The organism is Martelella endophytica (assembly GCF_000960975.1).
GTDB classification, from domain to species: Bacteria; Pseudomonadota; Alphaproteobacteria; order Rhizobiales; family Rhizobiaceae; genus Martelella; species Martelella endophytica.
In genome coordinates, this window is record NZ_CP010803.1 from 2415554 (window position 1) to 2441463 (window position 25910).

A 25910-nucleotide genomic window follows, 5' to 3' on the forward strand; every position below is an offset into this window, starting at 1 on the left:
TTGCCCTCGATGAGCCTGAACAGAGAAAAGCTTGAACGTTCATGAATGACGAAAGCCGCCTGATATCGCCCGACAAGCGCGGCGAGGACCTTGACGCGGCCCTCAGGCCGCAGACGCTTGACGATTTTACCGGTCAGGCGGAAGCGCGCGCGAACCTGAAGGTGTTCATCGAGGCGGCCAAGCGCCGTGGTGAGGCGCTGGACCATGTGCTGTTCGTTGGTCCGCCGGGGCTGGGCAAGACCACGCTGGCGCAGATCATGGCCAAGGAACTCGGCGTCAATTTCCGCTCCACCTCCGGACCCGTGATCGCCAAGGCCGGTGACCTGGCGGCGCTTTTGACCAATCTCGAAGAACGCGACGTGCTGTTCATCGATGAAATTCATCGGCTGAGTCCTGCAGTCGAGGAAATCCTTTATCCGGCGATGGAAGATTTTCAGCTCGACCTGATCATCGGCGAGGGGCCTGCGGCGCGGTCGGTGAAGATCGATCTGTCGAAATTCACTCTGGTCGCCGCGACCACGCGTCTTGGCCTGCTGACGACACCGCTGCGCGATCGTTTCGGCATTCCCGTGCGGCTCAATTTCTACACGGTCGAGGAACTGGAAGGCATCATTCGTCGCGGCGCGCGGCTGATGGGGCTTACCATGAGCGATGACGGCGCCCGCGAGATTGCCCGCCGGGCCCGCGGGACGCCGCGCATTGCCGGCAGACTTCTGCGCCGCGTGCGCGATTTTGCGGAAGTGGCCGATGCCGGTGAAGTCTCGCGCGCAATCGCCGACGAGGCTCTGACACGGCTTGAGGTCGACCATATGGGCCTCGACCAGCTCGACCGGCGCTACCTCAACATGATCTGCCAGCATTTCGGTGGCGGTCCGGTGGGCATCGAGACGATTGCGGCGGGACTCTCCGAACCGCGCGATGCGATCGAGGACATCATCGAGCCCTACATGATCCAGCAGGGCCTGATCCAGCGCACGCCGCGCGGGCGAGTGATGACCGCAACTGCCTGGAAACACCTCGGCCTCAATCCCCCGAAGGAAATCGACCAGTTCCGGCTGTTCGACGAGGGCGAGTGAGGGCCTGGAACCGGCCGGGCGTCATGCCGTAGGTTTTCTTGAAGTGCCGCGACATGTGGCTCTGGTCGGAAAAGCCGGCGGTCATGGCCGCAGCGGCGAGTGTTTCCCCGTTGGCGATCATCGCCTTTGCCCGCGCCAGCCTGCGCTGGACGAGATAGCGATGCGGGCTGGTGCCATAAAGCGCGCGAAACTGGCGTGCGAGGGTGAACCGGTCGATGCCGGCGATGGTCTCCAGCTGTTCGGAGTTGATCGTCTCTTCGACGGAGTCTTCCAGGAAATCGCGGCAGCGGCCGAGTGCCCTTCGGTCGAATGATTTTCTGGCGAGGCCCTGAGCGTCGCCGAGGCGGACGAGGTGCTGGGCAATCTCGGCGATCAGACCGTCGCGCTTCAATTCCCCCATTTCTCCGTCAAGTTCATCGAGAGCTTCAGCGAGGCTCGCGCGCAATGGCCTGTCGTCGGCCACCGGGTCACGCACGAAGGGCAGGGCGCGTGCGAGGCCTTCGGTCGCGGCCATGATCTTTTCCGGCGGCAGGTAGATCATCCGGTAGGTGAGGCCGTCCTCGCCGCCGGCACCACCGTCATGCAGCTCATCCGGGTGCAGGATGATCAGCCGACCCGGCGTCGAAAAGCGCGACGCGCCGCGATAGGAGAAGGTCTGGATGCCCGCCATGGTCAGCCCCAGCGCATAGGTGTCGTGCCGATGCGGTGAAAAGCCGTTGCCGGAGAACCGCGCTTCCAGCCGTTCGATGCCGTCTTCGGCGGGCGCGGCAATGATGGCGTCCCGCTTGCACGAACGTTCAAGATCGCCGCCCTCGGCTCTCGCTAGGATGGCGGCCGACCGTTCAAATCCCTTTCCGGAGTTCGCATTCATGTTCGACACCAAATTCGTCATCGTCGTGCGCGAGGACCTTGCGCAGTGGCAGAAGCTCAACGTCACCGCCTTTCTCGCGACCGGTGTCGCAAGCGCCGAGGACGGGCTGATGGGGGAAGAATACAGGGATGGCGCCGGCAATGTCTATCACCCGCTCTGCGCCCAGCCGATCATCGTCCTCGGCGCCGATGGCGACACTCTGAAGAAGGTTCAGACCCGCGCGCTCGAACGCGGCGTGCCGGCCTCGCTCTACATTGAGGAGATGTTCTCGACGGGGCACGATGCCGCCAACCGGGCTGTCTTCGCCGAATTTTCGCCGGAGGATGCCAGGGTCGTCGGCATTGCCTTCCGGGCGGAGAAGAAGATCGCCGACAAGATTTCGAAGGGCGCGAAGATGCATCCGTGAAGAACGCCCGGCGGCACTGGCTGCCGGGCGCCCGGGCTTACTGCGCGTTCAGGAAGTCGGCGACTTCGAGGATCACGAATTCGTTGTCGTCCGCAGCATCGACCTTGCGGCCGGCGGAAAAGGGCAGGTTGTTGTCATTGCCGACGATGATGTGGGTCGGATCGACCACGTCGACGTTCTCGATGGTGACGAAGGGCATGGTGTAGACACCGTCCTTGCCGCCCTGGCGGGCGACGCCATCCGGATCGGCAATCGCCATCAGGTCGATATAGCCGATCTTGCGGGCCGCGCCGTTGACGTTGTCGTCGTTCATCTCGATCTTGTAGATGCGCTTCAGCGTGGCGGGCTTTTCGAAGCAGCCGGTGGCAGTGTCGGAGGCGCAGGCCATCGATGGGTCGCCTTCGCCGCCGTCGCGCTCGATGACGAGGCCGGTGGTGGCATCAACCATGTTGAAATCGCCGATATTGGTGCCGCCATCGGCGAAGGGGTAGAGCCAGTAGCGCCCGGTCCATTCCTGGGCGGCGGTATCGAATTCGAGCACGCGCAGTGCCTGCTTGCCATCCACCGTTTCGGGCTTGCCGTCTGTCACGATCGGCTTTTCCAGCATGGCATAGAGATGCCCGCCGTCCGGAGAGATCGCCATGCCTTCGAAACCGCCGGAGCGCGGCAGGTTGTAGGCGGGGAGTTCGGCGCCGGGATTCGGCATCGAAAGGGCGACGTTGTCGGGCGACATCACCGGCTTGCCATCGGCAAGCGTGGCGAACACGGCCTGCAGCGCGCCATCGGCATCAAACTTCAGCAGGTAGGGGCCGAGTTCGTCGCCGATCCAGAAGCCGTCTTCAACCGGCTGGATCGACTCGATGTCGAAATCCGCGCCGGTCAGGTAGCGGCTGTCTGAGCCTTCCATCACGATCGGGAACGGGGCGACCATGTCGGGGTCGGAGAGGAAGATGGTAGTCTTGCGGTCAACCGTGCCGGTGTCCCAGTCAAAGGCGATGTGGTGGATCATCAGCGCGGCGTCAGAGGAGTTGGCCTTGGCGCCGAAGCCGTTGTCGGAGAGCGACCAGAAGCTGCCATCGTCCATGGCCTTGATGCCGGAAAACCCCTGCACGGGCTGACCGTCGAACGGGGTCGAGAGACCGGTTTCGCGCTTGGCCGACATGCCGGGCACGCTGCCGATTTCGGTGACGCGCGGCTGGCCGAGCTTCAGGAACTTCGCGGAGGTCTGGAGATAGGCCGGCGCATCGGCCGGAGCGGCGATGATGGTGTTTGCCGGCAGAATCGCATGGGAGGAAAGCGTCGCCGGAAACTGGGTGTCGTCGGCGAGTGCCGTACCGGCGAGGAGGGCTGCACCAGCGGCGAGGAGGAGGGTCTTCATGAAATATCCCCGATGTGTTGAAAACAGATCGGGGATATGCGCGTCTCATGTCGCCTGTTTCACGAAGCGATGAAGCTTTCGTGTCAGACCGAAATCATCTCGACCTTGCGCTCGACGAAGCGCAGGGCAACCTCGCCGTTGAGCAGCTGCAGCGCCGGCTCGCCATAGAGCTTGCGGCGCCAGCCGCGCATGGCTTCGACATCGGCGTTCTCGCCATCGGAGGCGATCTTGTCGAGGTCTTCCGAAGAGGCGATGACGCGGGCAGCAACCTGGTTCTGCTCGGCGACGATCTTGAGCAGCACCTTCAGCAGTTCTGATGCCGCGGCGGCGCCCTCGGGCAGCTGCGGCTGTCTCGGCAGACGCGGCAGATCGGCCTTCGGGATGGCAAGCGCCATCTTCACCGCCTCCATCAGCCCGGCGGCAGATTGCGACCGCTCCCAGCCCTTGGGGATCATGCGCAGCTTTGCTAACGCCTCCGGCTCGGTCGGATGCTGCTGCGCAATCTCGTAGATCGCGTCATCTTTCAGCACCCGACGGCGCGGGACGTCGCGATCGCGCGCCTCGTTCTCGCGCCATTCGGCAACCTTCTGCATCACGGCGAAGTCGAGCGGTTTCTTGATCCGGAGCTTCAGCCGCGTCCAGGCCTTTTCCGGCGGCAGGTCATAGGTCTCCGGCGTCTCCAGGATCGCCATCTCCTCTTCCACCCAGTCGGTGCGGCCCTCGCGCTCAAGCTCCTCTTTCAGCTTCAGGTAGACGTCGCGTAGATGGGTGACGTCGGCCAGCGCATAGGAAAGCTGTTTGTCGTCGAGCGGGCGGGCGCGCCAGTCGGTAAAGCGTGAGGATTTGTCGATATGCGCGCCGGTCAGGCGCGAGACGAGCTGGTCATAGGAGATGCTGTCGCCAAAGCCGCAGACCATCGCGGCAACCTGCGTGTCGAACAGCGGCGCCGGCAGCATATTGCCGAGGTGATAGACAATCTCCAGATCCTGCCGGGCGGCGTGAAACACCTTCACCACGGACGGATCGGCCATCAGCGCGAAAAACGGCTTCAGATCAAGGCCCTTGGCCAGCGGGTCTACCAGCACTTCGAGATCGGGACTTGCCATCTGGATCAGGCAAAGCTCCGGCCAGAACGTGCTTTCGCGAATGAATTCGGTGTCGACGGTGACAAAATCGGATTTGGCGAGCTTGACGCAAGCCTCTTCGAGAGCGGCAGTGGTTTCAATCATCTTCAAAAAATCATCTTCCGGTTCTGTCACCTTTCCTTCGCCTTTGCGGCGGTGATGTCAAGGTCGGGGCTGCGTCGAAACACCTCTCTGACGCTGGCCGCGTGTTGCAAAACGTGGGCGCGGCGGCTGTTTTGATCTGCAGGAAGGGGCTTTTCCTTGACAAACGGGCACCGCCATGCGTTTTTCCGCCGAAATTCATGAGAAGGGTCGTGCGCCTCGTCACGCCCTGAAACCCGTTACGGATTAAGTCCATGCACCGCTATCGCAGCCACACCTGCGCCGCCCTCAACAAAACCGCTGTCGGTGATACCGTCCGCCTTTCCGGCTGGGTCCACCGCGTGCGCGACCATGGCGGCCTTCTCTTCATCGATTTGCGCGACCATTACGGCATGACCCAGGTCGTCGTAGACCCGGATTCGCCGGCGTTCTCGATCGCGGAGAAAGTGCGCGGCGAGTGGGTGATTCGCGTTGACGGCAAGGTCCGCGCCCGCTCGGAAGACACCGTCAACAAGAACATGGCGACCGGCGAGATCGAACTCTATGCCGAGGAAATCGAAGTTCTGGCCGCGGCCAAGGAACTGCCGGTTCCGGTGTTCGGCGAGCCCGACTATCCGGAAGACGTCCGCCTCAAGTATCGCTTCCTCGATCTGCGTCGCGAGACGTTGCACGCCAACATCGTCAAGCGCACCAAGATCGTCGCTTCGATGCGTTCGGCCATGGCCGATGCCGGTTTCGGCGAATATTCGACGCCGATCCTGACGGCGTCGTCGCCGGAAGGTGCGCGTGACTTCCTGGTGCCGAGCCGTATCCATCAGGGCAAGTTCTACGCCCTGCCGCAGGCGCCGCAGCAGTACAAGCAGCTTCTGATGGTCGCCGGTTTCGACCGCTATTTCCAGATCGCCCCGTGCTTCCGCGATGAAGACCCGCGTGCCGACCGTCTGCCGGGCGAATTCTATCAGCTCGACGTCGAGATGAGCTTCGTCACCCAGGAAGATGTCTGGGAAACGATGGAACCGGTGATGACCGGCGTCTTCGAGAAGTTCGCCGATGGCAAGCCGGTCACCAAGAAGTGGCCGCGTATTCCCTACGATGAGGCGATCCGCAAATATGGGTCGGACAAGCCGGATCTCAGGAACCCGATCGTCATGGAAGCCGTCACCGAGCACTTTGCCGGCTCCGGCTTCAAGGTGTTCGCCGGCATGATCGAGAAGAACCCCAAGGTCGAAGTCTGGGCGATCCCGGCCAAGACTGGTGGCTCCCGTGCCTTCTGCGACCGGATGAACGCCTGGGCGCAGTCGCAGGGACAGCCGGGCCTCGGTTACATCTTCTGGCGCAAGGAAGGCGAAACTGTCGATGGCGCCGGTCCGCTGGCCAAGAACATCGGCCCCGAGCGCACCGAAGCGATCCGCACGCAGCTTGGCCTGGAAGAGGGCGATGCCTGCTTCTTCGTCGCGGGCGAACCTTCGAAGTTCTACAAGTTCGCAGGCGAAGCGCGTACACGCGCAGGCGACGAGCTGGGGCTGACCGACAAGGATCGTTTCGAGCTTTGCTGGATCGTCGACTTCCCGTTCTACGAATGGCTGGAAGACGAGAAGAAGGTCGATTTCTCGCACAATCCTTTCTCGATGCCGCAGGGTGGCCTCGAGGCGCTGGAGAACCAGGATCCGCTGACGATCAAGGCCTACCAGTATGACGCCGTCTGCAACGGCTACGAGATTGCCTCGGGCTCGATCCGTAACCAGCTGCCGGAAGTCATGGTCAAGGCATTCGAGATCACCGGCAAGAGCGCTGCGGACGTCGAGGAACAGTTCGGCGGCCTCTACCGTGCCTTCCAGTACGGCGCTCCGCCGCATGGTGGCTGCGCCTTCGGCATCGACCGTATCGTGATGCTGCTCGCCGGTGCCAAGACCGTGCGCGAGGTGGCGCTGTTCCCGATGAACCAGCAGGCGCAGGATCTGCTGATGGGCGCCCCCTCTGAGGCCCAGCCGACGCAACTGCGCGAACTCGGCCTGCGGCTGATGCCGCAGAAGAAGGACTGAGGTTTCTCCTCGCTCAATGATGATTTGAAGACGGCGGCCTCCCTCAGGCCGCCGTTTTGCTGAGCGCCTCGATGTCGCGTCTGGGCGGCGCGCCGAACATGCGGGCGTATTCGCGGCTGAACTGCGAGGCGCTTTCGTAGCCGACGCGGAAGGCCGCGCTTTCGGCATTGGCGAGACCGCTGAGCATCAGGGTTCGGGCTTCAAGAAGCCGCGTCTGTTTCTGATATTGCAGCGGCGTCATGCCGGTGACCGCCTTGAACTGGCGGTGGAAGGCCGAAGGGCTGAGACGCGCGATGTCCGCCAGTTCCTCCACCCGCACCGTTTCCGCAAAACGTTCCCTGAGTGCATGGACCGCGTGGATCACGTTCGGCGCATGGCTGGAGCCGAGCATGACCCGGGCAATCTCGCCGCCTTCCGGACCGGAAAGCAGCCAGTAGCAGATCTCCCGCATGATGCCAGGAAAGAGCACGGCGGCCGCATCCGGCGTATCGATCAGGTCCAGCGAGCGGGCGACGCCGGCAAGGAGTGGCGGGCCGCAGTCGATCACCCGGCTGCCCCGGCGACGCCGGCCTTCGAGTTCGGGCGGCTTGTCCATGCCCTGCAGCACAGCCCGCACGGCCTCGGGGTCAAGTTCGAATATAAAGGCGAGGTAGGGACTGTCCAGGCTCGCGCCGACGACCTGGCTACTGCCGGGCATTTCCACCGAGGTCACCAGCGCCTGACCGGCATGATAGTCGAGCCGCCGACCGCCGAACATCGTCCACTTCGCGCCCTGCAGGACAAGGCATAACGCGGGACGATGGATGGTCATCGAAGCGTGGTGGCGCGCCTCGATGCGCAGCAGGTGCATGCCGCCGAGTGGCGGTGAATAGAGTCCGTTTGTGCTTCTTTCGCGGGTCAATTGATCGACCCGCTCCGCCAGTGCTGCAAGCATGCTCCGCTCCTATGTTGTCGCTCAGAGATAGGTATCAGGCAGGAATAGGCAAGAACGCGTGGCGATCCGACATTCGGAAAACCGCCGCGCCGGCCTATTTTCCGGGCTCCCGATTGCAAAGGAGCAGAACATGACGACTGGAACAAGAATCGCGATCGTCACCGGCGGCAGCCGCGGGCTGGGCCGCAGCACTGTGCTGAACCTCGCGCGCCGCGGTGTCGCATCGATCTTCACCTATCATTCGAACCGGGAAGAGGCCGACAAGGTTGTGGCCCTTGCCAAAGCAGAAGGCGCCGAGGCGATCGCGCTTCAGCTCGATACGGCGGATGCTTCGGCTTTTGCGGCATTCGCGGAAAGCCTGAAACAGGCGCTGACGACGCTTGGCGCCGAGCGTTTTGACTATCTCGTCAACAATGCCGGCACCTCGCACCATAATGCTATTGCCACGACCACGGCGGAGGAGCTGGACGGGCTCTACAACGTCCATTTCAAGGGCGTCTTCCTGTTGACCCAGACGCTGCTGCCGCTGATGAACGATGGTGGCCGCATCGTCAATATTTCCTCGGGTCTCACCCGCTTCTCCGCCCCCGGAAGTGCTGCCTACGCCTCCATGAAGGGGGCGATCGAGGTGCTGACACGCTATCTCGCAAGGGAACTCGGCGAGCGCGGCATTGCCGCCAACACCGTTGCCCCCGGCGCGATCGCCACGGATTTCAGCGGCGGAATGGTGCGCGACAATCCGGAGGTCAACAGGATGGTGGCCAGCAACACCGCACTTGGCCGCGCCGGTGAGCCGGAGGATATCGGACCCATGATCGCGGCGCTGCTTTCGCCCGAAAACCGCTGGGTCAACGGCCAGCGTATCGAGGTCTCCGGCGGTATGCTGCTCTGATCATCACACCGATACCGGGTATCTGGTATCGGCTTGCGGCCGGCTCTGCTTCGGCAGGGTGGCGTGAAACGTCGGCAGCAGAACAAGGTTGCGCTTTGCTTCCAGACGTTGGAAGAGCATGGTCAGCCTGAGACAAGCTGCCGACGAAGAGCCCCATGAAAGACCCCGAACGCTTCATCCTTGAGAACACCGAAGTTCTTGCGCCGCCGCATGTGCCCGAAATCAGGCTCCGGCTTGCCAGCGAGGTGCACGATCTGTGGCAGAAGACCGAGGACGAGCTTGAGCAGGTCGGCCTGCCGCCGCCGTTCTGGGCCTTTGCCTGGGCGGGCGGGCAGGGGTTGGCGCGCTATGTTCTCGATCAGCCGGAATGCGTGGCGGGGCGTCGGGTGGTGGACTTTGCCAGTGGCTCGGGTCTTGTCGCCATTGCCGCGGCGAAGGCTGGCGCGGGCTCGGTGCTTGCCGCCGATATCGATGCCTTCGCCGCTATCGCGATTCGACTCAATGCCGACCTCAATGCGGTTTCGCTTTCCCTGACCCGCGCGAACCTGATGGGCGAATTGCCGGACTGCGACGTGCTGCTGGCGGGGGATGTTTTCTATGATCGTGAATGGGCCGCCGACCTGGTGCCGTGGTTCGAGCGGCTCTGCCGGCAAGGCGTGACCGTTCTCGTCGGCGATCCGGGCCGAGCCTATTGCCCGCGAGAGCGGCTTCAGCAACTTGCCGAATATCAGGTTCCGGTGACGCGCGTTCTGGAGGACAGCGAGGTCAAGCGAACCACGGTCTGGCGCTTCTGCATCTGATTCCAAAGCCTTAAACATGAGCGGCGCAATCATGTTAAGCGATTGAAATTCAACGAATCGGATGGACTTCTTGACTAAAGCATGCAATTTTCCGGCCGCAAGGAACGGTCTTTAATTCTTGCCGTGCGTGTCAAACCGATTAAATCGGCACGCGCGGAGCGAATGGGCTTGTCGCAGCCGGATGCGGTGGCTAAACCACCGGTGAACATCGGCGTTACCCGGTGCCGGCCCCGGCACCACGGCAAGCCGCAAGGATAAAATGCCGCGCCTTATGAACACCCGCGAGGTTTTGATGGCCAATCCCACCAGTAGCCGGCCCCTTTCGCCGCATCTCCAAGTCTATAAATTCATTCCCACCATGGCGATGTCGATCATCCACCGCATCACCGGTGCGGCGATGTATTTCGGCACCATCCTGATTGCGGCCTGGCTGATATCCGCAGCCATGGGCGAGGGAGCCTTTGATTGCGTCAACTGGTTCTTCGGCTCCTGGCTCGGACTTCTGATCCTGTTTGGCTACACCTGGGCGCTGGTGCATCACCTTGTCGGTGGCCTGCGCCATTTCGTCTGGGATTTCGGCCATGGCCTCGGCAAGGAATTCACCACCAAGGTCGCAATCGCCCTGCCGTTCGTTTCGGTCGCACTTACCGTGCTGATCTGGATCGTCGGCCTGGTTGCCTGGTAGGAGGAAAAGCACATGGATATGCGCACCCCGCTCAAGAAGGTTCGTGGTCTTGGCGCCTCCCGGGGAGGCACCGAGCATTTCTGGGTTCAGCGGATGACGGCTGTGGCCCTCGTGCCGCTCACCATCTTCTTCGTCATCTTCATCATCGCCAATGCAGGCAAATCCTATGAAGATGTGACCGCCGCGCTCGCCAACCCCTTCGCCGCCGTGCTGATCGGGCTGATGGTGATTGCCGGCCTGTTCCACATGCGCATCGGCATGCAGGAAATCATCGACGACTATATTCATAATGAGCTGTTGAAGCTTTGCGCTTTGATGGCCAACACTTTTTTTTCGATCCTCATGGGCGCGCTCTGTCTCTTCGCCCTGGTGAAGATCGCGTTCGTGGGGTAATTCCAGATGGCAGCTTCCAATCCTCAGTCGAGCGGCTCCGGCAAGGCCTATGAATATGTCGATCACGCCTATGACGTGATCGTCGTTGGCGCCGGTGGCGCGGGCCTGCGTGCCACGCTCGGCATGGCCGAGCAGGGCTTCAAGACCGCCTGCATCACCAAGGTTTTCCCGACCCGCTCGCACACCGTTGCCGCCCAGGGCGGCATTGCCGCTTCGCTGCAGAACATGACGCCCGACTCGTGGCAGTGGCACCTCTACGACACCGTCAAGGGCTCCGACTGGCTCGGCGATGTCGATGCCATGCAGTATCTCGTCATGGAAGCCCCGCAGGCCGTCTACGAACTCGAGCACTACGGCGTGCCGTTCTCGCGGAACGAAGAGGGCAAGATCTATCAGCGCCCCTTCGGCGGCCACATGCAGAACTTCGGCGAAGGCCCGCCGGTGCAGCGCACCTGCGCGGCTGCAGACCGTACCGGCCACGCCATCCTGCACACGCTTTACGGCCAGTCGCTGCGCAACAATGCCGAATTCTTCATCGAATACTTCGCCATCGACCTGATCATGGACGATGACGGCCGCTGCACCGGCGTCGTCGCCTGGAACCTCGATGACGGCACGATCCATCGCTTCTCCGCCAAGATGGTGGTGCTGGCGACCGGCGGCTACGGCCGCGCCTATTTCTCGGCGACCTCGGCCCATACCTGCACAGGCGATGGCGCCGGCATGATTGCCCGCGCCGGCCTGCCGCTGCAGGACATGGAATTCGTCCAGTTCCACCCGACCGGTATCTACGGCGCAGGCTGCCTGATTACCGAAGGTGCGCGCGGCGAAGGCGGTTACCTGACCAACTCCGAGGGCGAGCGCTTCATGGAGCGCTATGCGCCATCGGCCAAGGACCTTGCCTCGCGTGACGTGGTCTCGCGCTGCATGACGATGGAAATCCGTGAGGGCCGCGGCGTCGGCAAGAACAAGGATCACATCTTCCTGCACCTCGATCACCTCGATCCGGCGATCCTGCACGAGCGCCTTCCCGGCATTTCCGAAAGCGCCAAGATCTTCGCCGGCGTCGATGTGACCCGCGAGCCGATCCCGGTCCTGCCGACGGTTCACTACAATATGGGCGGCATTCCGACCAATTACTGGGGCGAAGTGCTGAACGCCGACAGCGAGAACCCGGAGCGTGTCGCGCCCGGCCTGATGGCCGTCGGCGAGGCCGGTTGCGCCTCGGTCCACGGTGCCAACCGTCTCGGCTCCAACTCGCTGATCGACCTCGTCGTCTTCGGCCGTGCCGCTGCGATCCGCGCCGGCCAGGTGATTGACCGCGAGAGCTCTATCCCGGCGCTCAACACCGCCGCCTGCGACAAGATCATGGAACGCTTCGACCGCATCCGCTTTGCTGACGGCGCCAAGCCGACAGCAGTGCTGCGCGACAAGATGCAGCGCGCCATGCAGGAAGAGGCCGCCGTGTTCCGCACCCAGGAAACGCTGGAAGAGGGCTGCCGCCGGATTTCGGAAGTCTGGCAGGAACTGCCGGACGTCAAGGTTACCGACCGCTCGATGATCTGGAACTCCGACCTCGTCGAGACACTGGAACTGCACAACCTGATGGCCTGCGCCATCACCACCGTCTATGGTGCCGAAGCCCGCAAGGAAAGCCGTGGCGCGCATGCCCGCGAGGACTATGCCGACGGCCCGTTTGCAGGCCGCGACGACGAAAACTGGCGCAAGCACACGCTTGCCTGGGTGAACGAGACCGGCGACGTCAAGCTCGACTACCGCCCGGTTCATCAGGACCTCATCGCCGAAGGCATCGACATCAAGAAGATCGCCCCCAAGGCGCGCGTCTACTGATCGAGAGGAAAAGGAAATGGTTGAATTCACGCTTCCCAAGAACTCGAAGATCAAGACCGGCAAGACTTGGCCGAAGCCGGAAGGCGCATCCAATCTTCGCGAGTTCAAGATCTATCGCTGGAACCCGGATACTGGCGAGAACCCCTCGATCGATACCTATTTCATCGACCTCGATGATTGCGGGCCGATGGTTCTCGATGCGCTCCTGTACATCAAGAACAACATCGATCCGACGCTGACGCTCAGGCGTTCCTGTCGCGAAGGCATTTGCGGTTCGTGCGCGATGAACATCGACGGCACCAACACGCTCGCCTGCACCAAGGGCATGGACGACATCAAGGGCTCGGTGAAGATCTATCCGCTGCCGCATATGCCGGTGGTGAAGGATCTGGTGCCGGACCTCAACAACTTTTACGCCCAGCACCGCTCCATCGAGCCCTGGCTGAAGACCGTCTCGCCGCCGCCGGCGAAGGAATGGAAGCAGAGCCATGAGGATCGCGTGAAGCTCGACGGACTTTACGAGTGCATCCTGTGCGCCTGCTGCTCGACCTCCTGTCCGTCCTATTGGTGGAACGGCGACCGCTATCTCGGCCCGGCGGTTCTGCTGCAGGCCTATCGTTGGCTGATCGACAGCCGCGACGAAGCGACCGGCGAACGGCTCGACAATCTGGAGGATCCCTTCCGGCTCTATCGTTGCCACACGATCATGAACTGCACGCAGGCCTGTCCGAAGGGTCTGAACCCGGCCAAGGCGATCGCTGGCATCAAGAAGATGATGGTCGAGCGCGCGGTTTGAGCAATCTCGCGGACGTTTGATATGGGCCCCCTTGTCGCGCCGGACTTCGGCACGATATGATTGGTTGTCTCCTCTTGTGGGAGACAATCGGGGTGAAACGAACGATGTCGCCGCCACAAAGGGCGGTCGGCGCGGTCCAAGGATGAGCAGGAGCAACGGGCATATGGTTCACAAGGTATTGGTCGTCGCGGCGGTATCCGCGCTGGTAGCGCTCGCGGGATGTCAGCGGACGTCCTATTACAACAGTCAGCCGCAAGCCATGCCGCAGCCGCAGCCCTTGACCCCGGCACCAGCTGGCCAGGTGCAGAGCTCCAGCCTGCCGCCGCCCGGTGGTGCCACCTCCGGAACCTATAATTCCGGCACCTATCAGCCGGGCCCGGTCTACGACAACACCCAGACGGCCAACAACCAGAGCCAGTTCCCGGCAGCTCCCGCGGCGCCGGAAACGCCCGGTGGCGTCGGCGATGTCTCAGCGCCTGCCGGCGCCATGGCGATTTCCAGTTCGGCCCTCGTCGGAAGCTGGAAGGTCACCGAAAACGGTGTGCAGTGCGACATGTTCCTGACGCTGACCAATCTCGGCGAAGGCCTGCGCGGCGGCACGCGCGGGTGCACCGGCGGCCTGTCGCAGATGAAGTCCTGGGGCATCAATGGCGACCAGGTCGTGCTCAACGATGCCAATGGCTATGCCATCGCCCGTCTCTACAAGACCAGCGAAAACCGCATCGAAGGCCCGAGCAGCTCGGGTGGCCAAGTGGTGCTGAGCCGCTGAGCGCGGACGAAAGGCCCCGGAAGGGGCCTTTTTTATGCCGTTGATTTCACCGCACCCTGCCGCTAAGGAGCGGCGTGTCGGCTTTGGGGAGGCTGGCGCAATTCAGATTGATGACCGGGACCCTTTATGGCCGCAACGACCGATACCGTCACCGACCGCCTCAAGGCGCTCACCGAAGCGGGAAGCCTGAAGGCTGACGCCGCGCAGCTTGAAGTTGCGGCCGAACTGGACGCGGTTCTGGCCGGCCTTTCCAAAGCGCCTGCGGCGCCCAAGAAGGGCGGCAAGCTTTCGAAGCTCTTCAGCCGTTCGCGCAAACCCGACGGTCCCCTCACCAAGGGGCTCTACATCTACGGCAGCGTCGGTCGCGGCAAGACGATGCTGATGGACATGTTCTTCGAACTCGCTCCCATCGAGGACAAGCGCCGCGCGCATTTTCATGCCTTCATGGGCGATGTGCAGGACCGTCTCAATGCCTACCGCAAGAAGCTCAAGAATGGCGAGGTCAAGGACGGCGATCCGGTGGGACCGGTGGCCGACAGCATCATCGCCGAAAATCGCCTGCTCTGCTTCGATGAGTTCACGGTCACCGATATTGCCGATGCGATGATCCTGTCGCGGCTGTTTTCGGCCCTGTTCGACCGAGGCTGTGTGCTCGTCGCCACCTCCAATGTCGCGCCCGACGATCTCTACAAGGATGGTCTCAACCGCGGCCTGTTCCTGCCCTTCATCGATGTCCTGAAAAAGCATGTCACGGTAACGACACTCGATTCCGATACGGATTATCGTATGGAGAAGTTCGAGGGGCGGCCGGTCTATCTGACGCCGCTCACCGAGGAGACGCGGCGGCAGATGCAGGAAGGCTGGCTCACGCTGACGGGCGGTGATGGAGGGAGTGCCGAGGAGATCGAGATGCGCGGGCGCACGATACATGTGCCGGAGGCCTCGGGTTCCTGCGCTCGCTTCAGCTTTGCCGACCTTTGCACCAGGCCCCTGGGTGCCGCAGATTATCGGGCCATTGCCGAGCGCTTCGCCACGGTGTTCATCGAGGACGTGCCGGTGTTAAGCGCCGACCGGCGCAACGAGATCAAGCGGTTCATCATCCTGATCGACACTTTCTACGACATGACGATCCGTACGGTGATTTCGGCGGAGGCCCTGCCGGAGGAGCTCCTGACGGAACGCAAGGGCCGGGAAGGCTTCGAATTCGACCGCACCGCTTCACGACTTTTTGAGATGCGCAGCACCGATTATCTCGCAGCGCACAAGAAGAAATGGGCGGAAAAAGGGCGGGCGGCTTGAGTTATTTGACCTAAACGTCAATAAAAATGCATATAACCGATTGAAAATATTGACGCCAGAAAAATCGGTTGAAAATCAGAGCTTACGGCGTTATCGAAACTTCGACACTGGTGGACCCGGGAGGACCCTGGGCGATCACCCCGGAATGACTTTTCAGAGGATACATTCATGGCGCGCAATAAAATCGCATTGATCGGTTCAGGCATGATCGGAGGAACGCTCGCGCATCTCGCCGGGCTGAAGGAACTGGGCGACGTCGTCCTGTTCGACATCGCGGACGGCCTGCCGCAGGGCAAGGCGCTGGACATCGCCGAGTCGTCCCCGGTTGACGGTTTCGACGCGAAGCTCTCCGGCGCTTCCGATTATTCCGCCATTGAAGGCGCTGATGTCTGCATCGTCACCGCCGGCGTGCCGCGCAAGCCCGGCATGAGCCGCGACGACCTGCTCGGCATCAACCTGAAGGTCATGGAAGCCGTCGGCGAAGGCATCAAGAAGTATGCTCCGAACGCCTTCGTCATCTGCATCACCAACCCGCTCGACGCGATGGTCTGGGCCCTGCAGAAGTTCTCCGGCCTTCCGGCCAACAAGGTCGTCGGCATGGCCGGCGTGCTCGACTCGGCCCGCTTCCGCTACTTCCTTGCCGAAGAATTCAACGTCTCGGTTGAAGACGTCACCGCATTCGTTCTCGGCGGCCACGGCGACACCATGGTTCCCGTCGCCCAGTATTCGACGGTTGCCGGCATCCCGCTGCCCGATCTGGTTAAGATGGGCTGGACCACCCAGGAAAAGCTCGATGCCATCATCACCCGTACGCGCGGCGGTGGCGGCGAGATCGTTGCCCTGCTGAAGAACGGCTCGGCCTACTACGCACCGGCCGCTTCGGCCATCGCCATGGCCGAAAGCTACCTCAAGGACAAGAAGCGCGTCCTGCCGGCCGCTGCCCAGCTCACCGGCCAGTACGGCGTTGACGGCATGTATGTCGGCGTTCCGATCGTCATCGGCGAAGGCGGTGTCGAGCGCGTTGTCGAGATCGAACTCAAGGGCGAGGACAAGGCCGGCTTCGATAAGTCGGTTGAGGCGGTCAAGGGCCTCTGCGACGCCTGCAAGGAAATCGCGCCCGCTTTGAAATAAGTCGCTTTCGCGAAAAAGGACGGATACCGAATGAACATTCATGAATATCAGGCCAAGGCTCTTTTGAAGAGCTACGGCGCGCCGGTTGCTGACGGTGTGGCCATCCTGAAGAAGGACGAGGTCGAGGCTGCCGTCGGCAAGCTTCCGGGCCCGCTTTATGTGGTCAAGAGCCAGATCCACGCCGGCGGCCGCGGCAAGGGCAAGTTCAAGGAACTCGGCCCCGACGCCAAGGGCGGCGTTCGCCTTGCCAAGTCGCTCGACGAGGTCAAGGCCTTCGTCGACGAGATGCTCGGCAACACGCTGGTGACCAAGCAGACCGGCCCGGCCGGCAAGCAGGTCAACCGCCTCTACATCGAAGATGGCGCCGACATCGACCGCGAACTCTACTGCTCGCTGCTGGTCGACCGTGCTGTCGGCCAGGTGGCCTTCGTGGTTTCCACCGAAGGCGGCATGGATATCGAGACCGTTGCCGAGGAAACCCCGGAGAAGATCGTCACCGTCGCGATCGACCCGGAAACGGGCGTCACGGCCTCCGACGTCAAGGCTCTTGCCGAAGCTCTGAAGCTTGAAGGCGATGCCGCCAAGGACGCCGAGCGCCTGTTCCCGATCCTCTACAAGGCCTTCGTCGAGAAGGACATGAGCCTGCTCGAGATCAACCCGCTGATCGTCATGGAAAATGGCCATCTGCGCGTTCTCGACGCCAAGGTTTCCTTCGACGGCAATGCGCTGTTCCGTCACGACGATGTCCGCGCGTTGCGCGACACGACGGAAGAGGACGAGAAGGAAATCGAGGCCTCCAAGTATGACCTCGCTTATGTTGCCCTCGACGGCAATATCGGCTGCATGGTCAACGGCGCCGGTCTCGCCATGGCGACCATGGACATCATCAAGCTCTACGGCGCAGAGCCGGCGAACTTCCTCGATGTCGGTGGCGGCGCCTCCAAGGAAAAGGTCACGGCGGCCTTCAAGATCATCACCGCCGATCCGGCCGTCAAAGGCATTCTCGTCAACATCTTCGGCGGCATCATGCGCTGCGACGTCATCGCCGAAGGCGTGATCGCGGCTGTCAAGGAAGTTGGCCTCAAGGTGCCGCTCGTTGTTCGCCTGGAAGGCACCAATGTCGAGCTCGGCAAGAAGATCATCAACGAGAGCGGTCTGAACGTCATCTCCGCCGACGATCTCGACGATGCGGCCCAGAAAATCGTTGCGGCCGTTAAGGAGGCCTGAGTATCCATGTCCATTCTGGTCAATAAAGACACCAAGGTTCTGGTTCAGGGCCTCACCGGCAAGACCGGTACCTTCCACACCGAGCAGGCGCTTGCCTATTACGGCACCAAGATGGTTGGCGGTATCCACCCGAAGAAGGGCGGAACCGAATGGTCTTCCGGTGTCGACGGCACCAACCTGCCGATCTTCACCTCGGTTGCCGAGGGCAAGGACAAGACCGGCGCCAACGCTTCGGTCATCTACGTTCCGCCGGCAGGCGCGGGCGCCGCGATCCTGGAAGCGATCGAAGCCGAAATTCCGCTGATCATCTGCATCACGGAAGGCATTCCGGTTGCCGACATGGTCAAGGTCAAGGCCCGTCTCGACAAGTCGAAGTCGCGCCTCATCGGCCCGAACTGCCCGGGCGTCCTGACGCCGGAAGAATGCAAGATCGGCATCATGCCGGGCTCGATCTTCTCCAAGGGTTCCGTCGGCGTCCTGTCGCGCTCCGGCACGCTCACCTACGAAGCTGTGTTCCAGACCACCAATGAGGGCCTCGGCCAGTCGACGGCCGTCGGCATCGGTGGCGACCCGGTCAAGGGCACCGAGTTCATCGACATGCTGGAAATGTTCCTCACAGACGATGCGACCGAGTCGATCATCATGATCGGTGAGATCGGCGGCTCGGCCGAGGAAGAGGCTGCCCAGTTCCTGAAGGACGAGGCGAAGAAGGGCCGCAAGAAGCCGATGGTTGGCTTCATTGCCGGTCGTACCGCACCTCCCGGCCGCACCATGGGCCACGCCGGCGCAGTTATCTCCGGTGGTAAGGGTGGCGCAGAAGACAAGATCGAGGCGATGGAATCGGCCGGCATCAAGGTGTCGCCGTCTCCGGCCCGTCTCGGCAAGACGCTGGTTGAAGTCCTGAAGGGCTGACCCAGCTTATTGAGATATCGTGGCGGCCTCCGGGCCGCCACGAAAATACCGTTTTCATCGTCATTTGACGACGGCGGTTTTCATCGTTTCAAAGCGGGAGGCGGGCGAATTCGTCCGCGCGGTGCATATGTCAAGGCAAGAAGCCAACGAACAATTTCTCCTGACCTCGTTTCTCGATGGCGCGAACGCGACCTATATCGAGCAGCTTTACGCGGCCTATGAGGACGATCCGAATTCGGTTTCGGAGGAATGGCGCGACTTCTTCAAGGCGCTCGGTGACGACCCCGATGCCGTGCGCAAATCGGCGGAAGGCGCTTCCTGGAAAAAGGAAAACTGGCCGCAGAAGCCGTCGGACGAGCTGACCGCAGCGCTTGACGGCAACTGGGGCGATGTCGAGAAGGTCGTCGAAAAGAAGCTCGTTGCCAAGGCAGCGGCCGAAGGCACGGCACTTTCCGGTGAAGACGTGCTCCGCGCCACACGCGATTCCGTCCGCGCCCTGATGATGATCCGTGCCTTCCGTATGCGCGGCCATCTGCACGCCAAGCTTGATCCGCTCGGCCTCGCCGGCATGGCGGATAACGACTACAACGAGCTTTCGCCGCAGGCCTATGGCTTCACGGACGCCGACTACAGCCGTCCGATCTTCATCGACAACGTTCTGGGTCTGGAATTCGCCACGATCCCGGAAATGCTCGATATCCTGACCCGCACCTATTGCTCGACGCTCGGCGTCGAGTTCATGCATATCTCCAATCCGGAAGAGAAGTCCTGGATCCAGGAGCGCATCGAAGGCCCGGAAAAGAGCATCTCGTTCACCGAGAACGGCAAGAAGGCCATCCTGCAGAAGCTGGTCGAGGCCGAAGGCTTCGAGAAGTTTCTCGACACCAAGTACAAGGGCACCAAGCGCTTCGGTCTCGATGGCGGTGAATCGCTGATCCCTGCCATGGAGCAGATCATCAAGCGCGGCGGCGCGCTCGGCCTCAAGGAAGTCGTGCTCGGCATGCCGCACCGCGGTCGCCTCAACGTGCTGTCGCAGGTCATGGCCAAGCCCCACCGCGCGATCTTCCACGAATTCAAGGGCGGCTCGTTCAAGCCCGATGACGTCGAGGGTTCCGGCGACGTGAAGTACCATCTCGGTGCCTCTTCCGACCGTGAGTTCGACGGTAACAAGGTTCATCTGTCGCTGACGGCCAATCCGTCGCATCTGGAAATCGTCGACCCGGTCGTCATGGGCAAGGCGCGCGCCAAGCAGGACATCATCGCCACCCGCCGCGAAGGCGAGATCGTGCCGCTCGACGAGCGCGCCAAGGTCATGCCGCTGCTGCTGCACGGCGATGCGGCCTTTGCCGGCCAGGGTGTTGTTGCCGAGGTGCTCGGCCTGTCCGGCCTGCGCGGCCACCGCGTTGCCGGCACTGTGCATTTCATCGTCAACAACCAGATCGGCTTCACCACCAATCCGGCCTTCTCGCGTTCCTCGCCCTATCCTTCGGATGTGGCGAAGATGATCGAGGCGCCGATCTTCCACGTCAACGGCGACGATCCGGAAGCCGTCACCTATGCGGCCAAGGTCGCGACCGAATTTCGCCAGAAGTTCCACAAGCCTGTCGTCATCGACATGTTCTGCTATCGCCGCTTCGGCCATAACGAAGGCGATGAGCCTTCCTTCACCCAGCCGAAGATGTACAAGGCGATCCGTGGCCACCAGACGGTGACCCAGCTTTATGCCGACCGTCTGATCAAGGAAGGCCTGATCACCAAGGACGAGTTCGACAAGATGACCGCCGACTGGCGCGCATTCCTCGACCAGGAATTCGAGGCCGGCTCGTCCTACAAGCCGAACAAGGCAGACTGGCTGGACGGCGAATGGTCTGGTCTGAGAACCGCCGACAATGCCGATGAGCAGCGTCGCGGCAAGACCGCCGTGCCGATGAAGACGCTGAAGGAAATTGGCAAGAAGCTGACCGAGGTTCCGGAAGGCTTCCAGGTACACCGGACCATCCAGCGCTTCCTCGACAACCGGACCCAGATGCTGGAAACCGGCGAGGGGATCGACTGGGCGATGGCCGAGGCGCTGGCCTTCGGTTCGCTGGTCCATGAGGGCTTCAAGGTTCGGCTTTCCGGTCAGGACGTCGAGCGCGGCACCTTCTCGCAGCGCCATTCGGTGCTCTACGACCAGGAGACCGAAGACCGCTATATTCCGCTGCAGAACATCCGTTCGGGGCAGGGGCGCTACGAGGTCATCAACTCGATGCTTTCGGAGGAGGCCGTGCTCGGCTTCGAATATGGCTATTCGCTGGCCCGTCCGAATGCACTGACGCTCTGGGAAGCCCAGTTCGGCGACTTTGCCAACGGCGCACAGGTCGTCTTCGACCAGTTCATCTCCTCTGGCGAGCGCAAGTGGCTTCGCATGTCCGGCCTCGTCTGCCTGCTGCCGCATGGCTATGAGGGCCAGGGACCGGAGCACTCCTCCGCCCGTCTGGAGCGCTGGCTGCAGATGTGCGCCGAGGACAACATGCAGGTCGCGAACTGCACGACGCCGGCGAACTACTTCCACATCCTGCGCCGTCAGCTGAAGCGCGACTTCCGCAAGCCGCTGATCCTGATGACGCCGAAGTCGCTGCTGCGCCACAAGCGCGCCCAGTCGACGCTGTCGGAGATGGCCGGCGAAACCGCCTTCCACCGCCTGCTGTGGGATGATGCGGTCGAACACGATACGCCGATCAAACTCGTCAAGGACGCCAAGATCCGTCGCGTCGTGCTCTGCACCGGCAAGGTCTATTACGACCTGTTCGAGGAGCGCGAGAAGCGCGGCATCAACGATGTCTACCTGCTGCGTGTCGAACAGCTCTATCCGTTCCCGGCCAAGGCGCTGATCAACATGCTGTCTCGCTTCAAGGGCGCGGAGATGGTCTGGTGCCAGGAAGAGCCGAAGAACATGGGCGCCTGGTCGTTCATCGAGCCCTACCTCGAATGGGTGCTGACCCATATCGATGCCAAGCACAGCCGCGTGCGCTATGCCGGACGTCCGGCAGCGGCCTCGACGGCGACGGGCCTGATGTCGCGCCACCAGGCGCAGCTCGCGGCCTTCCTTGAAGATGCGCTCGGGGAATAACGGGTTCAGCACAGGCCGTGTTCGGCCTGTGCATAACGCCGCAAGGCGAAGCAAACATCCATCAAGATCGGGACTTTAAAAATGGCCACTGAAATCCGCGTTCCTACTCTCGGCGAGTCCGTCACCGAAGCGACCGTCGGCACCTGGTACAAGAAGGTTGGCGACGCGATCGCCGCCGATGAACCCATCGTCGAGCTGGAAACCGACAAGGTGACCATCGAGGTCCCCGCGCCGGCCGCCGGCACGCTCTCCGAAATCATCGCCGCCGAAGGCGAGACGGTGGAACTGAACGCGCTTCTCGGCCAGATTTCCGAGGGTGCAGCCGCACCGGCCGAGAAGAAGGAAGCGGCTCCGGCCGAAGCCAAGGAAGAGGCCCCCAAGGCCGAAGCTCCGAAGGCCGAGGCAAAGCCCGAAGGCTCCGACATGCCGGCCGCTCCGGCCGCCGCCAAGATGATGGCCGAGAAGAACATCTCTGCCGATCAGGTCGAAGGCTCTGGAAAGCGTGGCCAGGTTCTGAAGGGCGATGTCATCGCCGCAGTCAACAAGGGCACCTCCGCTCCGGCAGCCCCCGCCGCCAAGGCGCCGGCCCGTGCGCCGTCGACCGTCGAGGACGCCGGCCGCGAAGAGCGCGTCAAGATGACCCGCCTGCGCCAGACCATTGCCAAGCGCCTGAAGGACGCCCAGAACACCGCCGCCATGCTCACCACCTATAACGAGGTGGACATGAGCGCGGTCATGGACCTGCGCAACCGCTACAAGGACCTGTTCCTGAAGAAGCATGACGTCAAGCTCGGCTTCATGGGCTTCTTCACCAAGGCTGTCTGTCATGCCCTGAAGGAACTTCCGGCGGTCAACGCCGAGATCGATGGCACCGACATCATCTACAAGAACTTCTGCCACATCGGCGTGGCCGTTGGCACCGACAAGGGCCTCGTCGTTCCGGTCGTGCGTGATGCCGACCAGATGACGATTGCCGAAATCGAAGCCGAGATCGCCCGCCTCGCGAAGGCCGCGCGCAACGGCCAGCTGTCGATGGCCGATATGCAGGGCGGTACCTTCACCATCACCAATGGTGGCGTCTACGGCTCGCTGATGTCCTCGCCGATCCTGAACGCGCCGCAGTCCGGCATTCTCGGCATGCACAAGATCCAGGAACGTCCGATGGCAATCGGCGGCCAGGTCGTCATCCGCCCGATGATGTATCTGGCGCTCTCCTACGATCACCGCATGGTTGACGGTCAGGAAGCCGTGACCTTCCTGGTCCGCGTCAAGGAGACGCTGGAAGATCCGGAACGTCTCGTTCTCGATCTCTGATCTCAAACCCGCGGGGGCCGGAAACATGAGCATCGAATTTCTGATTACGGCGCTGATTGTTGTTCTGGCTCCCGGCACGGGCGTGGTCTACACGCTCGCGACCGGCCTGTCGCAGGGCCGTCTTGCGAGCGTCGCCGCCGCCTTTGGCTGCACGCTCGGCATCATTCCGGCGATTCTCGCCTCGGTCTTCGGGCTCGCCGCGCTGTTTCATACCAGCGCGCTCCTGTTCCAGACGGTCAAGTTCGCCGGTGTCGCCTATCTGCTTTATCTGGCCTGGCAGACGCTGCGCGACCGCGGCACGATGCGTGTTTCCGGTGAGGGCGCGCCACGGCGCAGTCTTTTCGCCATCGCCCGCAACGGCTTTCTGATCAACATTCTGAACCCCAAGCTTTCGGTGTTTTTCCTCGCCTTCCTGCCGCAGTTCGTCTCGCCCACGGCCGCAGCGCCGGTGCTCCAGATGCTGATGCTGTCGGCGGTGTTCATGGCGATGACCTTTGCCGTGTTCGTGCTCTACGGCCAATTCTCCGGCCTGATGCGCGACCGGGTGCTCTCGAGCGTGCGGGCCATGGCCTGGATGCGCCGAAGCGTGGCGGCCGCTTTCGCGGGGTTTGGACTGAAGCTGGCGCTGACGCGGCAATAGCCGCCGCCGGTGCCCATGAAATTGCATTGAGCGCCATCCCCTTTCGACTGTTGAGCGAAACGGAGCGTGGCCAAACGGAAAAGGAAATTCCATGGCGTATGATCTCATCGTAATCGGTTCCGGCCCCGGCGGCTATGTCTGTGCGGTCAAGGCCTCGCAGCTCGGCATGAAGGTCGCCGTCGTCGAAAAGCGCGCTACCTATGGCGGCACCTGCCTGAACGTTGGCTGCATTCCGTCCAAGGCGCTGCTGCATGCTTCGGAATATTTCGCCCACGCGTCCCACGGCATGGAAAGCCTCGGCATCAAGCTTGCCGGCGTCGAACTCGACCATGACAAGCTGATGGGCCACAAGGATTCGGTGGTGAAGTCGAACGTCGAAGGCGTTGCCTTCCTGTTCAAGAAGAACAAGATCGACGGCATCCAGGGCACCGGCAAGATCGTCTCTGCCGGCAAGGTTCAGGTCACCAAGGAAGACGGTTCGACGGAAGAGCTCGAAGCCAAGAACATCGTCATCGCCACCGGCTCCGATGTCGCCGGCATTCCGGGTGTCGATGTCGCGATCGATGAAGAGACCATCGTGTCTTCCACCGGTGCGATTGCGCTGAAGACGGTTCCGGAAAAGCTGGTCGTCGTCGGCGGCGGCGTCATCGGGCTCGAGCTCGGCTCGGTCTGGTCGCGTCTCGGCGCAAAGGTCACGGTCGTCGAATTCCTCGACAAGATCCTCGGTCCGATGGATGGCGAGGTTTCCAAGCAGTTCCAGAAGATGCTGGCCAAGCAGGGCCTCGAATTCAAGCTGTCGGCCAAGGTCACGGCTGTCGAGAAGGGCAAGAAGGGCGCCAAGGTGACCTTCGAACCGGTCAAGGGCGGCGACGCCGAGACCATCGATGCCGACATCGTGCTGATCTCGACGGGCCGCAAGCCATACACCGAAGGCCTCGGCCTTGAGGAAGCGGGCGTCAAGCTCGACGAGCGCGGCCGGGTCGAAATCGATGGTCACTTCAAGACCAATGTCGACGGCATCTATGCGATCGGCGATGTGGTCAAGGGCCCGATGCTGGCGCACAAGGCGGAAGACGAGGGCGTCGCACTCGCCGAAATTCTCGCCGGTCAGGCCGGCCATGTGAACTATGACGTCATCCCGAGCGTCGTCTACACGCAGCCGGAAGTCGCCTCCGTCGGCAAGACTGAGGAGGAGCTGAAGAAGGACGGCGTCGCCTACAATGTCGGCAAGTTCCCGTTCATGGCCAACGGTCGGGCGCGGGCCATGGAAACCACCGACGGGTTCGTCAAGGTGCTGGCCGACAAGGAGACCGACCGCGTGCTCGGCGTCCATATCGTCGGCTTCGGCGCCGGTGAAATGATCCACGAGGCGGCGGTACTGATGGAATTCGGCGGTTCCTCGGAAGACCTCGGCCGCACCTGCCATGCGCACCCCACCATGTCGGAAGCCGTGAAGGAGGCCGCCATGGGTGCCTTCTTCAAACCGATCCATATGTGAGGCCGGTGGCGGCGGATGCCGCCGCACATGAAATCTCTGTCATCTATGAACGTGCGGCTTGCTTTGCAGGCCGCACTTTCATTTTATGGATTCGTCCTCGTAAGTCTTTGATTAAAGGGGTAAATCCTGTGCATCAGACTCCAGTTTCGTTTTCTGTTCCGCAGCGCATCCTGCATTGGGCGGTAGCCCTGCTGGTTTTCTTCAACCTCCTCTTTCCGGACGGCATGGGGCGCTGGGCCCATCTGTTCTTTAGCGGTGAGCCCGTGCCCGCCGACGTCGTGGCTTCCGCCAATATCCACGCCTATGTGGGCATCGCAGTGCTGGTGCTGGCGCTGATTCGTCTGGCCCTTCGGCTGATTCAGGGCGTTCCGGCCGATCCCGAGGATGAGCCGGCCATCTTCCGGTTGCTTTCCAAAGTTGCTCACTGGACCTTCTATCTGCTGTTTATCGCGATGCCCCTGGCCGGCATGGCGGGCTATTATCTCGGCAGCGGCGCGGCGGCCGAAATCCACGGCGGGCCGATGAAGGTCCTGATGTGGGCCCTGATCGTCGCCCATGTCGGCGCGGTTGCCGTTCACCAGTTCTATTGGAAAACCGGCATTCTGAAACGAATGACGACAGGCTGATCACTGCGGGAAATCCGTTTTCAGATCTCGCT

The 25910-nt window shown here is 62.2% G+C and carries 23 protein-coding genes; 19 read left to right on the plus strand and 4 right to left on the minus strand.

Features of this window, described 5'->3' with window-relative positions; genetic code table 11:
• Positions 1 to 41: 41 nt before the first annotated feature.
• Positions 42 to 1076 (plus strand): Holliday junction branch migration DNA helicase RuvB, encoded by a 1035-nt coding sequence (ruvB, locus tag TM49_RS10945; protein WP_045681243.1) that lies wholly within the window; start codon positions 42 to 44, stop codon positions 1074 to 1076.
• Here the strand turns inward: ruvB and TM49_RS10950 are convergent.
• Positions 1024 to 1947, minus strand: coding sequence for an AraC family transcriptional regulator (locus tag TM49_RS10950; protein ID WP_082074707.1), 924 nt, complete (start codon positions 1945 to 1947; stop codon positions 1024 to 1026). The two genes, ruvB and TM49_RS10950, sit on opposite strands and share 53 nt — an antisense overlap.
• Here TM49_RS10950 and TM49_RS10955 point away from each other — a divergent pair.
• Entirely contained in the window at positions 1946 to 2353 is a 408-nt protein-coding gene (locus tag TM49_RS10955) for a DUF2000 family protein (RefSeq protein ID WP_045681245.1), read from the plus strand. The genes TM49_RS10950 and TM49_RS10955 overlap by 2 nt on opposite strands.
• Positions 2354 to 2390: 37 nt before the next feature.
• Here TM49_RS10955 and TM49_RS10960 read toward each other — a convergent pair whose 3' ends face one another.
• On the minus strand, positions 2391 to 3731 hold the full coding sequence (locus tag TM49_RS10960; protein WP_045681247.1) for an esterase-like activity of phytase family protein: 1341 nt from the start codon (positions 3729 to 3731) through the stop codon (positions 2391 to 2393).
• An 83-nt stretch (positions 3732 to 3814) separates the two neighbouring features.
• Positions 3815 to 4960 (minus strand): ribonuclease D, encoded by a 1146-nt coding sequence (rnd, locus tag TM49_RS10965; protein ID WP_045685128.1) that lies wholly within the window; start codon positions 4958 to 4960, stop codon positions 3815 to 3817.
• A gap of 251 nt (positions 4961 to 5211) precedes the next feature.
• Between rnd and aspS the strand changes: the two genes are divergently transcribed.
• The gene (aspS, locus tag TM49_RS10970; RefSeq protein WP_045681249.1) at positions 5212 to 6999 is read left to right on the plus strand and encodes an aspartate--tRNA ligase; all 1788 of its coding nucleotides are present in this window, start codon (positions 5212 to 5214) and stop codon (positions 6997 to 6999) included.
• A 43-nt stretch (positions 7000 to 7042) separates the two neighbouring features.
• Here aspS and TM49_RS10975 read toward each other — a convergent pair whose 3' ends face one another.
• Positions 7043 to 7933 (minus strand): AraC family transcriptional regulator, encoded by an 891-nt coding sequence (locus TM49_RS10975; RefSeq protein WP_045681251.1) that lies wholly within the window; start codon positions 7931 to 7933, stop codon positions 7043 to 7045.
• Positions 7934 to 8063: 130 nt separating this feature from the next.
• Here TM49_RS10975 and TM49_RS10980 point away from each other — a divergent pair, with 130 nt between their 5' ends.
• The 16 genes from TM49_RS10980 (at position 8064) to TM49_RS11055 (ending at position 25878) form a co-directional block, all read left to right on the plus strand.
• Entirely contained in the window at positions 8064 to 8825 is a 762-nt protein-coding gene (locus tag TM49_RS10980; protein ID WP_045685129.1) for an SDR family NAD(P)-dependent oxidoreductase, read from the plus strand.
• 155 nt (positions 8826 to 8980) lie between these two features.
• On the plus strand, positions 8981 to 9625 hold the full coding sequence (locus TM49_RS10985) for a class I SAM-dependent methyltransferase (protein WP_045681252.1): 645 nt from the start codon (positions 8981 to 8983) through the stop codon (positions 9623 to 9625).
• A gap of 292 nt (positions 9626 to 9917) precedes the next feature.
• A complete protein-coding gene (gene sdhC / locus TM49_RS10990; protein WP_045685130.1) occupies positions 9918 to 10310 on the plus strand; it encodes a succinate dehydrogenase, cytochrome b556 subunit in 393 nt (130 codons plus the stop codon).
• Between the two features lie 12 nt (positions 10311 to 10322).
• A complete protein-coding gene (gene sdhD, locus TM49_RS10995; RefSeq protein ID WP_045681255.1) occupies positions 10323 to 10703 on the plus strand; it encodes a succinate dehydrogenase, hydrophobic membrane anchor protein in 381 nt (126 codons plus the stop codon).
• Positions 10704 to 10709: 6 nt separating this feature from the next.
• A complete protein-coding gene (gene sdhA / locus TM49_RS11000; protein ID WP_045681256.1) occupies positions 10710 to 12554 on the plus strand; it encodes a succinate dehydrogenase flavoprotein subunit in 1845 nt (614 codons plus the stop codon).
• Between the two features lie 16 nt (positions 12555 to 12570).
• Positions 12571 to 13350, plus strand: coding sequence for a succinate dehydrogenase iron-sulfur subunit (locus TM49_RS11005; protein WP_045681257.1), 780 nt, complete (start codon positions 12571 to 12573; stop codon positions 13348 to 13350).
• A 163-nt stretch (positions 13351 to 13513) separates the two neighbouring features.
• Positions 13514 to 14119, plus strand: a complete 606-nt coding sequence (locus TM49_RS11010) for an AprI/Inh family metalloprotease inhibitor (protein ID WP_045681259.1) — start codon at positions 13514 to 13516, stop codon at positions 14117 to 14119.
• Positions 14120 to 14245: 126 nt separating this feature from the next.
• A complete protein-coding gene (gene zapE, locus TM49_RS11015; RefSeq protein WP_045681261.1) occupies positions 14246 to 15418 on the plus strand; it encodes a cell division protein ZapE in 1173 nt (390 codons plus the stop codon).
• A 168-nt stretch (positions 15419 to 15586) separates the two neighbouring features.
• On the plus strand, positions 15587 to 16549 hold the full coding sequence (mdh, locus tag TM49_RS11020; RefSeq protein ID WP_045681263.1) for a malate dehydrogenase: 963 nt from the start codon (positions 15587 to 15589) through the stop codon (positions 16547 to 16549).
• Positions 16550 to 16579: 30 nt separating this feature from the next.
• The gene (gene sucC, locus TM49_RS11025; protein ID WP_045681265.1) at positions 16580 to 17776 is read left to right on the plus strand and encodes an ADP-forming succinate--CoA ligase subunit beta; all 1197 of its coding nucleotides are present in this window, start codon (positions 16580 to 16582) and stop codon (positions 17774 to 17776) included.
• A 6-nt stretch (positions 17777 to 17782) separates the two neighbouring features.
• Complete coding sequence (gene sucD, locus TM49_RS11030) at positions 17783 to 18688, plus strand: succinate--CoA ligase subunit alpha (RefSeq protein WP_045681267.1); 906 nt, start codon at positions 17783 to 17785, stop codon at positions 18686 to 18688.
• Between the two features lie 127 nt (positions 18689 to 18815).
• Complete coding sequence (locus TM49_RS11035; RefSeq protein WP_045685132.1) at positions 18816 to 21800, plus strand: 2-oxoglutarate dehydrogenase E1 component; 2985 nt, start codon at positions 18816 to 18818, stop codon at positions 21798 to 21800.
• Between the two features lie 81 nt (positions 21801 to 21881).
• A complete protein-coding gene (gene odhB / locus TM49_RS11040) occupies positions 21882 to 23114 on the plus strand; it encodes a 2-oxoglutarate dehydrogenase complex dihydrolipoyllysine-residue succinyltransferase (RefSeq protein WP_045681270.1) in 1233 nt (410 codons plus the stop codon).
• Between the two features lie 25 nt (positions 23115 to 23139).
• Positions 23140 to 23754 carry a LysE family translocator gene (locus TM49_RS11045; RefSeq protein ID WP_045681273.1) on the plus strand — a complete coding sequence of 205 codons (615 nt, stop codon included), beginning with the start codon at positions 23140 to 23142 and terminating at the stop codon, positions 23752 to 23754.
• Between the two features lie 91 nt (positions 23755 to 23845).
• On the plus strand, positions 23846 to 25252 hold the full coding sequence (gene lpdA / locus TM49_RS11050) for a dihydrolipoyl dehydrogenase (RefSeq protein ID WP_045681274.1): 1407 nt from the start codon (positions 23846 to 23848) through the stop codon (positions 25250 to 25252).
• A gap of 128 nt (positions 25253 to 25380) precedes the next feature.
• The gene (locus tag TM49_RS11055; RefSeq protein ID WP_045681277.1) at positions 25381 to 25878 is read left to right on the plus strand and encodes a cytochrome b; all 498 of its coding nucleotides are present in this window, start codon (positions 25381 to 25383) and stop codon (positions 25876 to 25878) included.
• Positions 25879 to 25910: the final 32 nt, after the last annotated feature.

Bases quoted from the DNA above. Each gene is read 5' to 3' on its own strand.
- lpdA (WP_045681274.1), top strand. From the start codon at position 23,846: ATGGCGTATGATCTCATCGTAATCGGTTCCGGCCCCGGCGGCTATGTC.
- rnd (WP_045685128.1), bottom strand. From the start codon at position 4,960: ATGATTGAAACCACTGCCGCTCTCGAAGAGGCTTGCGTCAAGCTCGCC.
- sdhC (WP_045685130.1), top strand. From the start codon at position 9,918: ATGGCCAATCCCACCAGTAGCCGGCCCCTTTCGCCGCATCTCCAAGTC.
- TM49_RS10960 (WP_045681247.1), bottom strand. From the start codon at position 3,731: ATGAAGACCCTCCTCCTCGCCGCTGGTGCAGCCCTCCTCGCCGGTACG.
- TM49_RS11005 (WP_045681257.1), top strand. From the start codon at position 12,571: ATGGTTGAATTCACGCTTCCCAAGAACTCGAAGATCAAGACCGGCAAG.
- aspS (WP_045681249.1), top strand. From the start codon at position 5,212: ATGCACCGCTATCGCAGCCACACCTGCGCCGCCCTCAACAAAACCGCT.
- zapE (WP_045681261.1), top strand. From the start codon at position 14,246: ATGGCCGCAACGACCGATACCGTCACCGACCGCCTCAAGGCGCTCACC.
- sdhA (WP_045681256.1), top strand. From the start codon at position 10,710: ATGGCAGCTTCCAATCCTCAGTCGAGCGGCTCCGGCAAGGCCTATGAA.
- TM49_RS11035 (WP_045685132.1), top strand. From the start codon at position 18,816: ATGTCAAGGCAAGAAGCCAACGAACAATTTCTCCTGACCTCGTTTCTC.
- TM49_RS10980 (WP_045685129.1), top strand. From the start codon at position 8,064: ATGACGACTGGAACAAGAATCGCGATCGTCACCGGCGGCAGCCGCGGG.
- mdh (WP_045681263.1), top strand. From the start codon at position 15,587: ATGGCGCGCAATAAAATCGCATTGATCGGTTCAGGCATGATCGGAGGA.
- odhB (WP_045681270.1), top strand. From the start codon at position 21,882: ATGGCCACTGAAATCCGCGTTCCTACTCTCGGCGAGTCCGTCACCGAA.
- ruvB (WP_045681243.1), top strand. From the start codon at position 42: ATGAATGACGAAAGCCGCCTGATATCGCCCGACAAGCGCGGCGAGGAC.
- TM49_RS11045 (WP_045681273.1), top strand. From the start codon at position 23,140: ATGAGCATCGAATTTCTGATTACGGCGCTGATTGTTGTTCTGGCTCCC.
- TM49_RS10950 (WP_082074707.1), bottom strand. From the start codon at position 1,947: ATGAATGCGAACTCCGGAAAGGGATTTGAACGGTCGGCCGCCATCCTA.
- TM49_RS10955 (WP_045681245.1), top strand. From the start codon at position 1,946: ATGTTCGACACCAAATTCGTCATCGTCGTGCGCGAGGACCTTGCGCAG.
- sdhD (WP_045681255.1), top strand. From the start codon at position 10,323: ATGGATATGCGCACCCCGCTCAAGAAGGTTCGTGGTCTTGGCGCCTCC.
- TM49_RS10975 (WP_045681251.1), bottom strand. From the start codon at position 7,933: ATGCTTGCAGCACTGGCGGAGCGGGTCGATCAATTGACCCGCGAAAGA.
- sucD (WP_045681267.1), top strand. From the start codon at position 17,783: ATGTCCATTCTGGTCAATAAAGACACCAAGGTTCTGGTTCAGGGCCTC.
- TM49_RS10985 (WP_045681252.1), top strand. From the start codon at position 8,981: ATGAAAGACCCCGAACGCTTCATCCTTGAGAACACCGAAGTTCTTGCG.
- sucC (WP_045681265.1), top strand. From the start codon at position 16,580: ATGAACATTCATGAATATCAGGCCAAGGCTCTTTTGAAGAGCTACGGC.
- TM49_RS11010 (WP_045681259.1), top strand. From the start codon at position 13,514: ATGGTTCACAAGGTATTGGTCGTCGCGGCGGTATCCGCGCTGGTAGCG.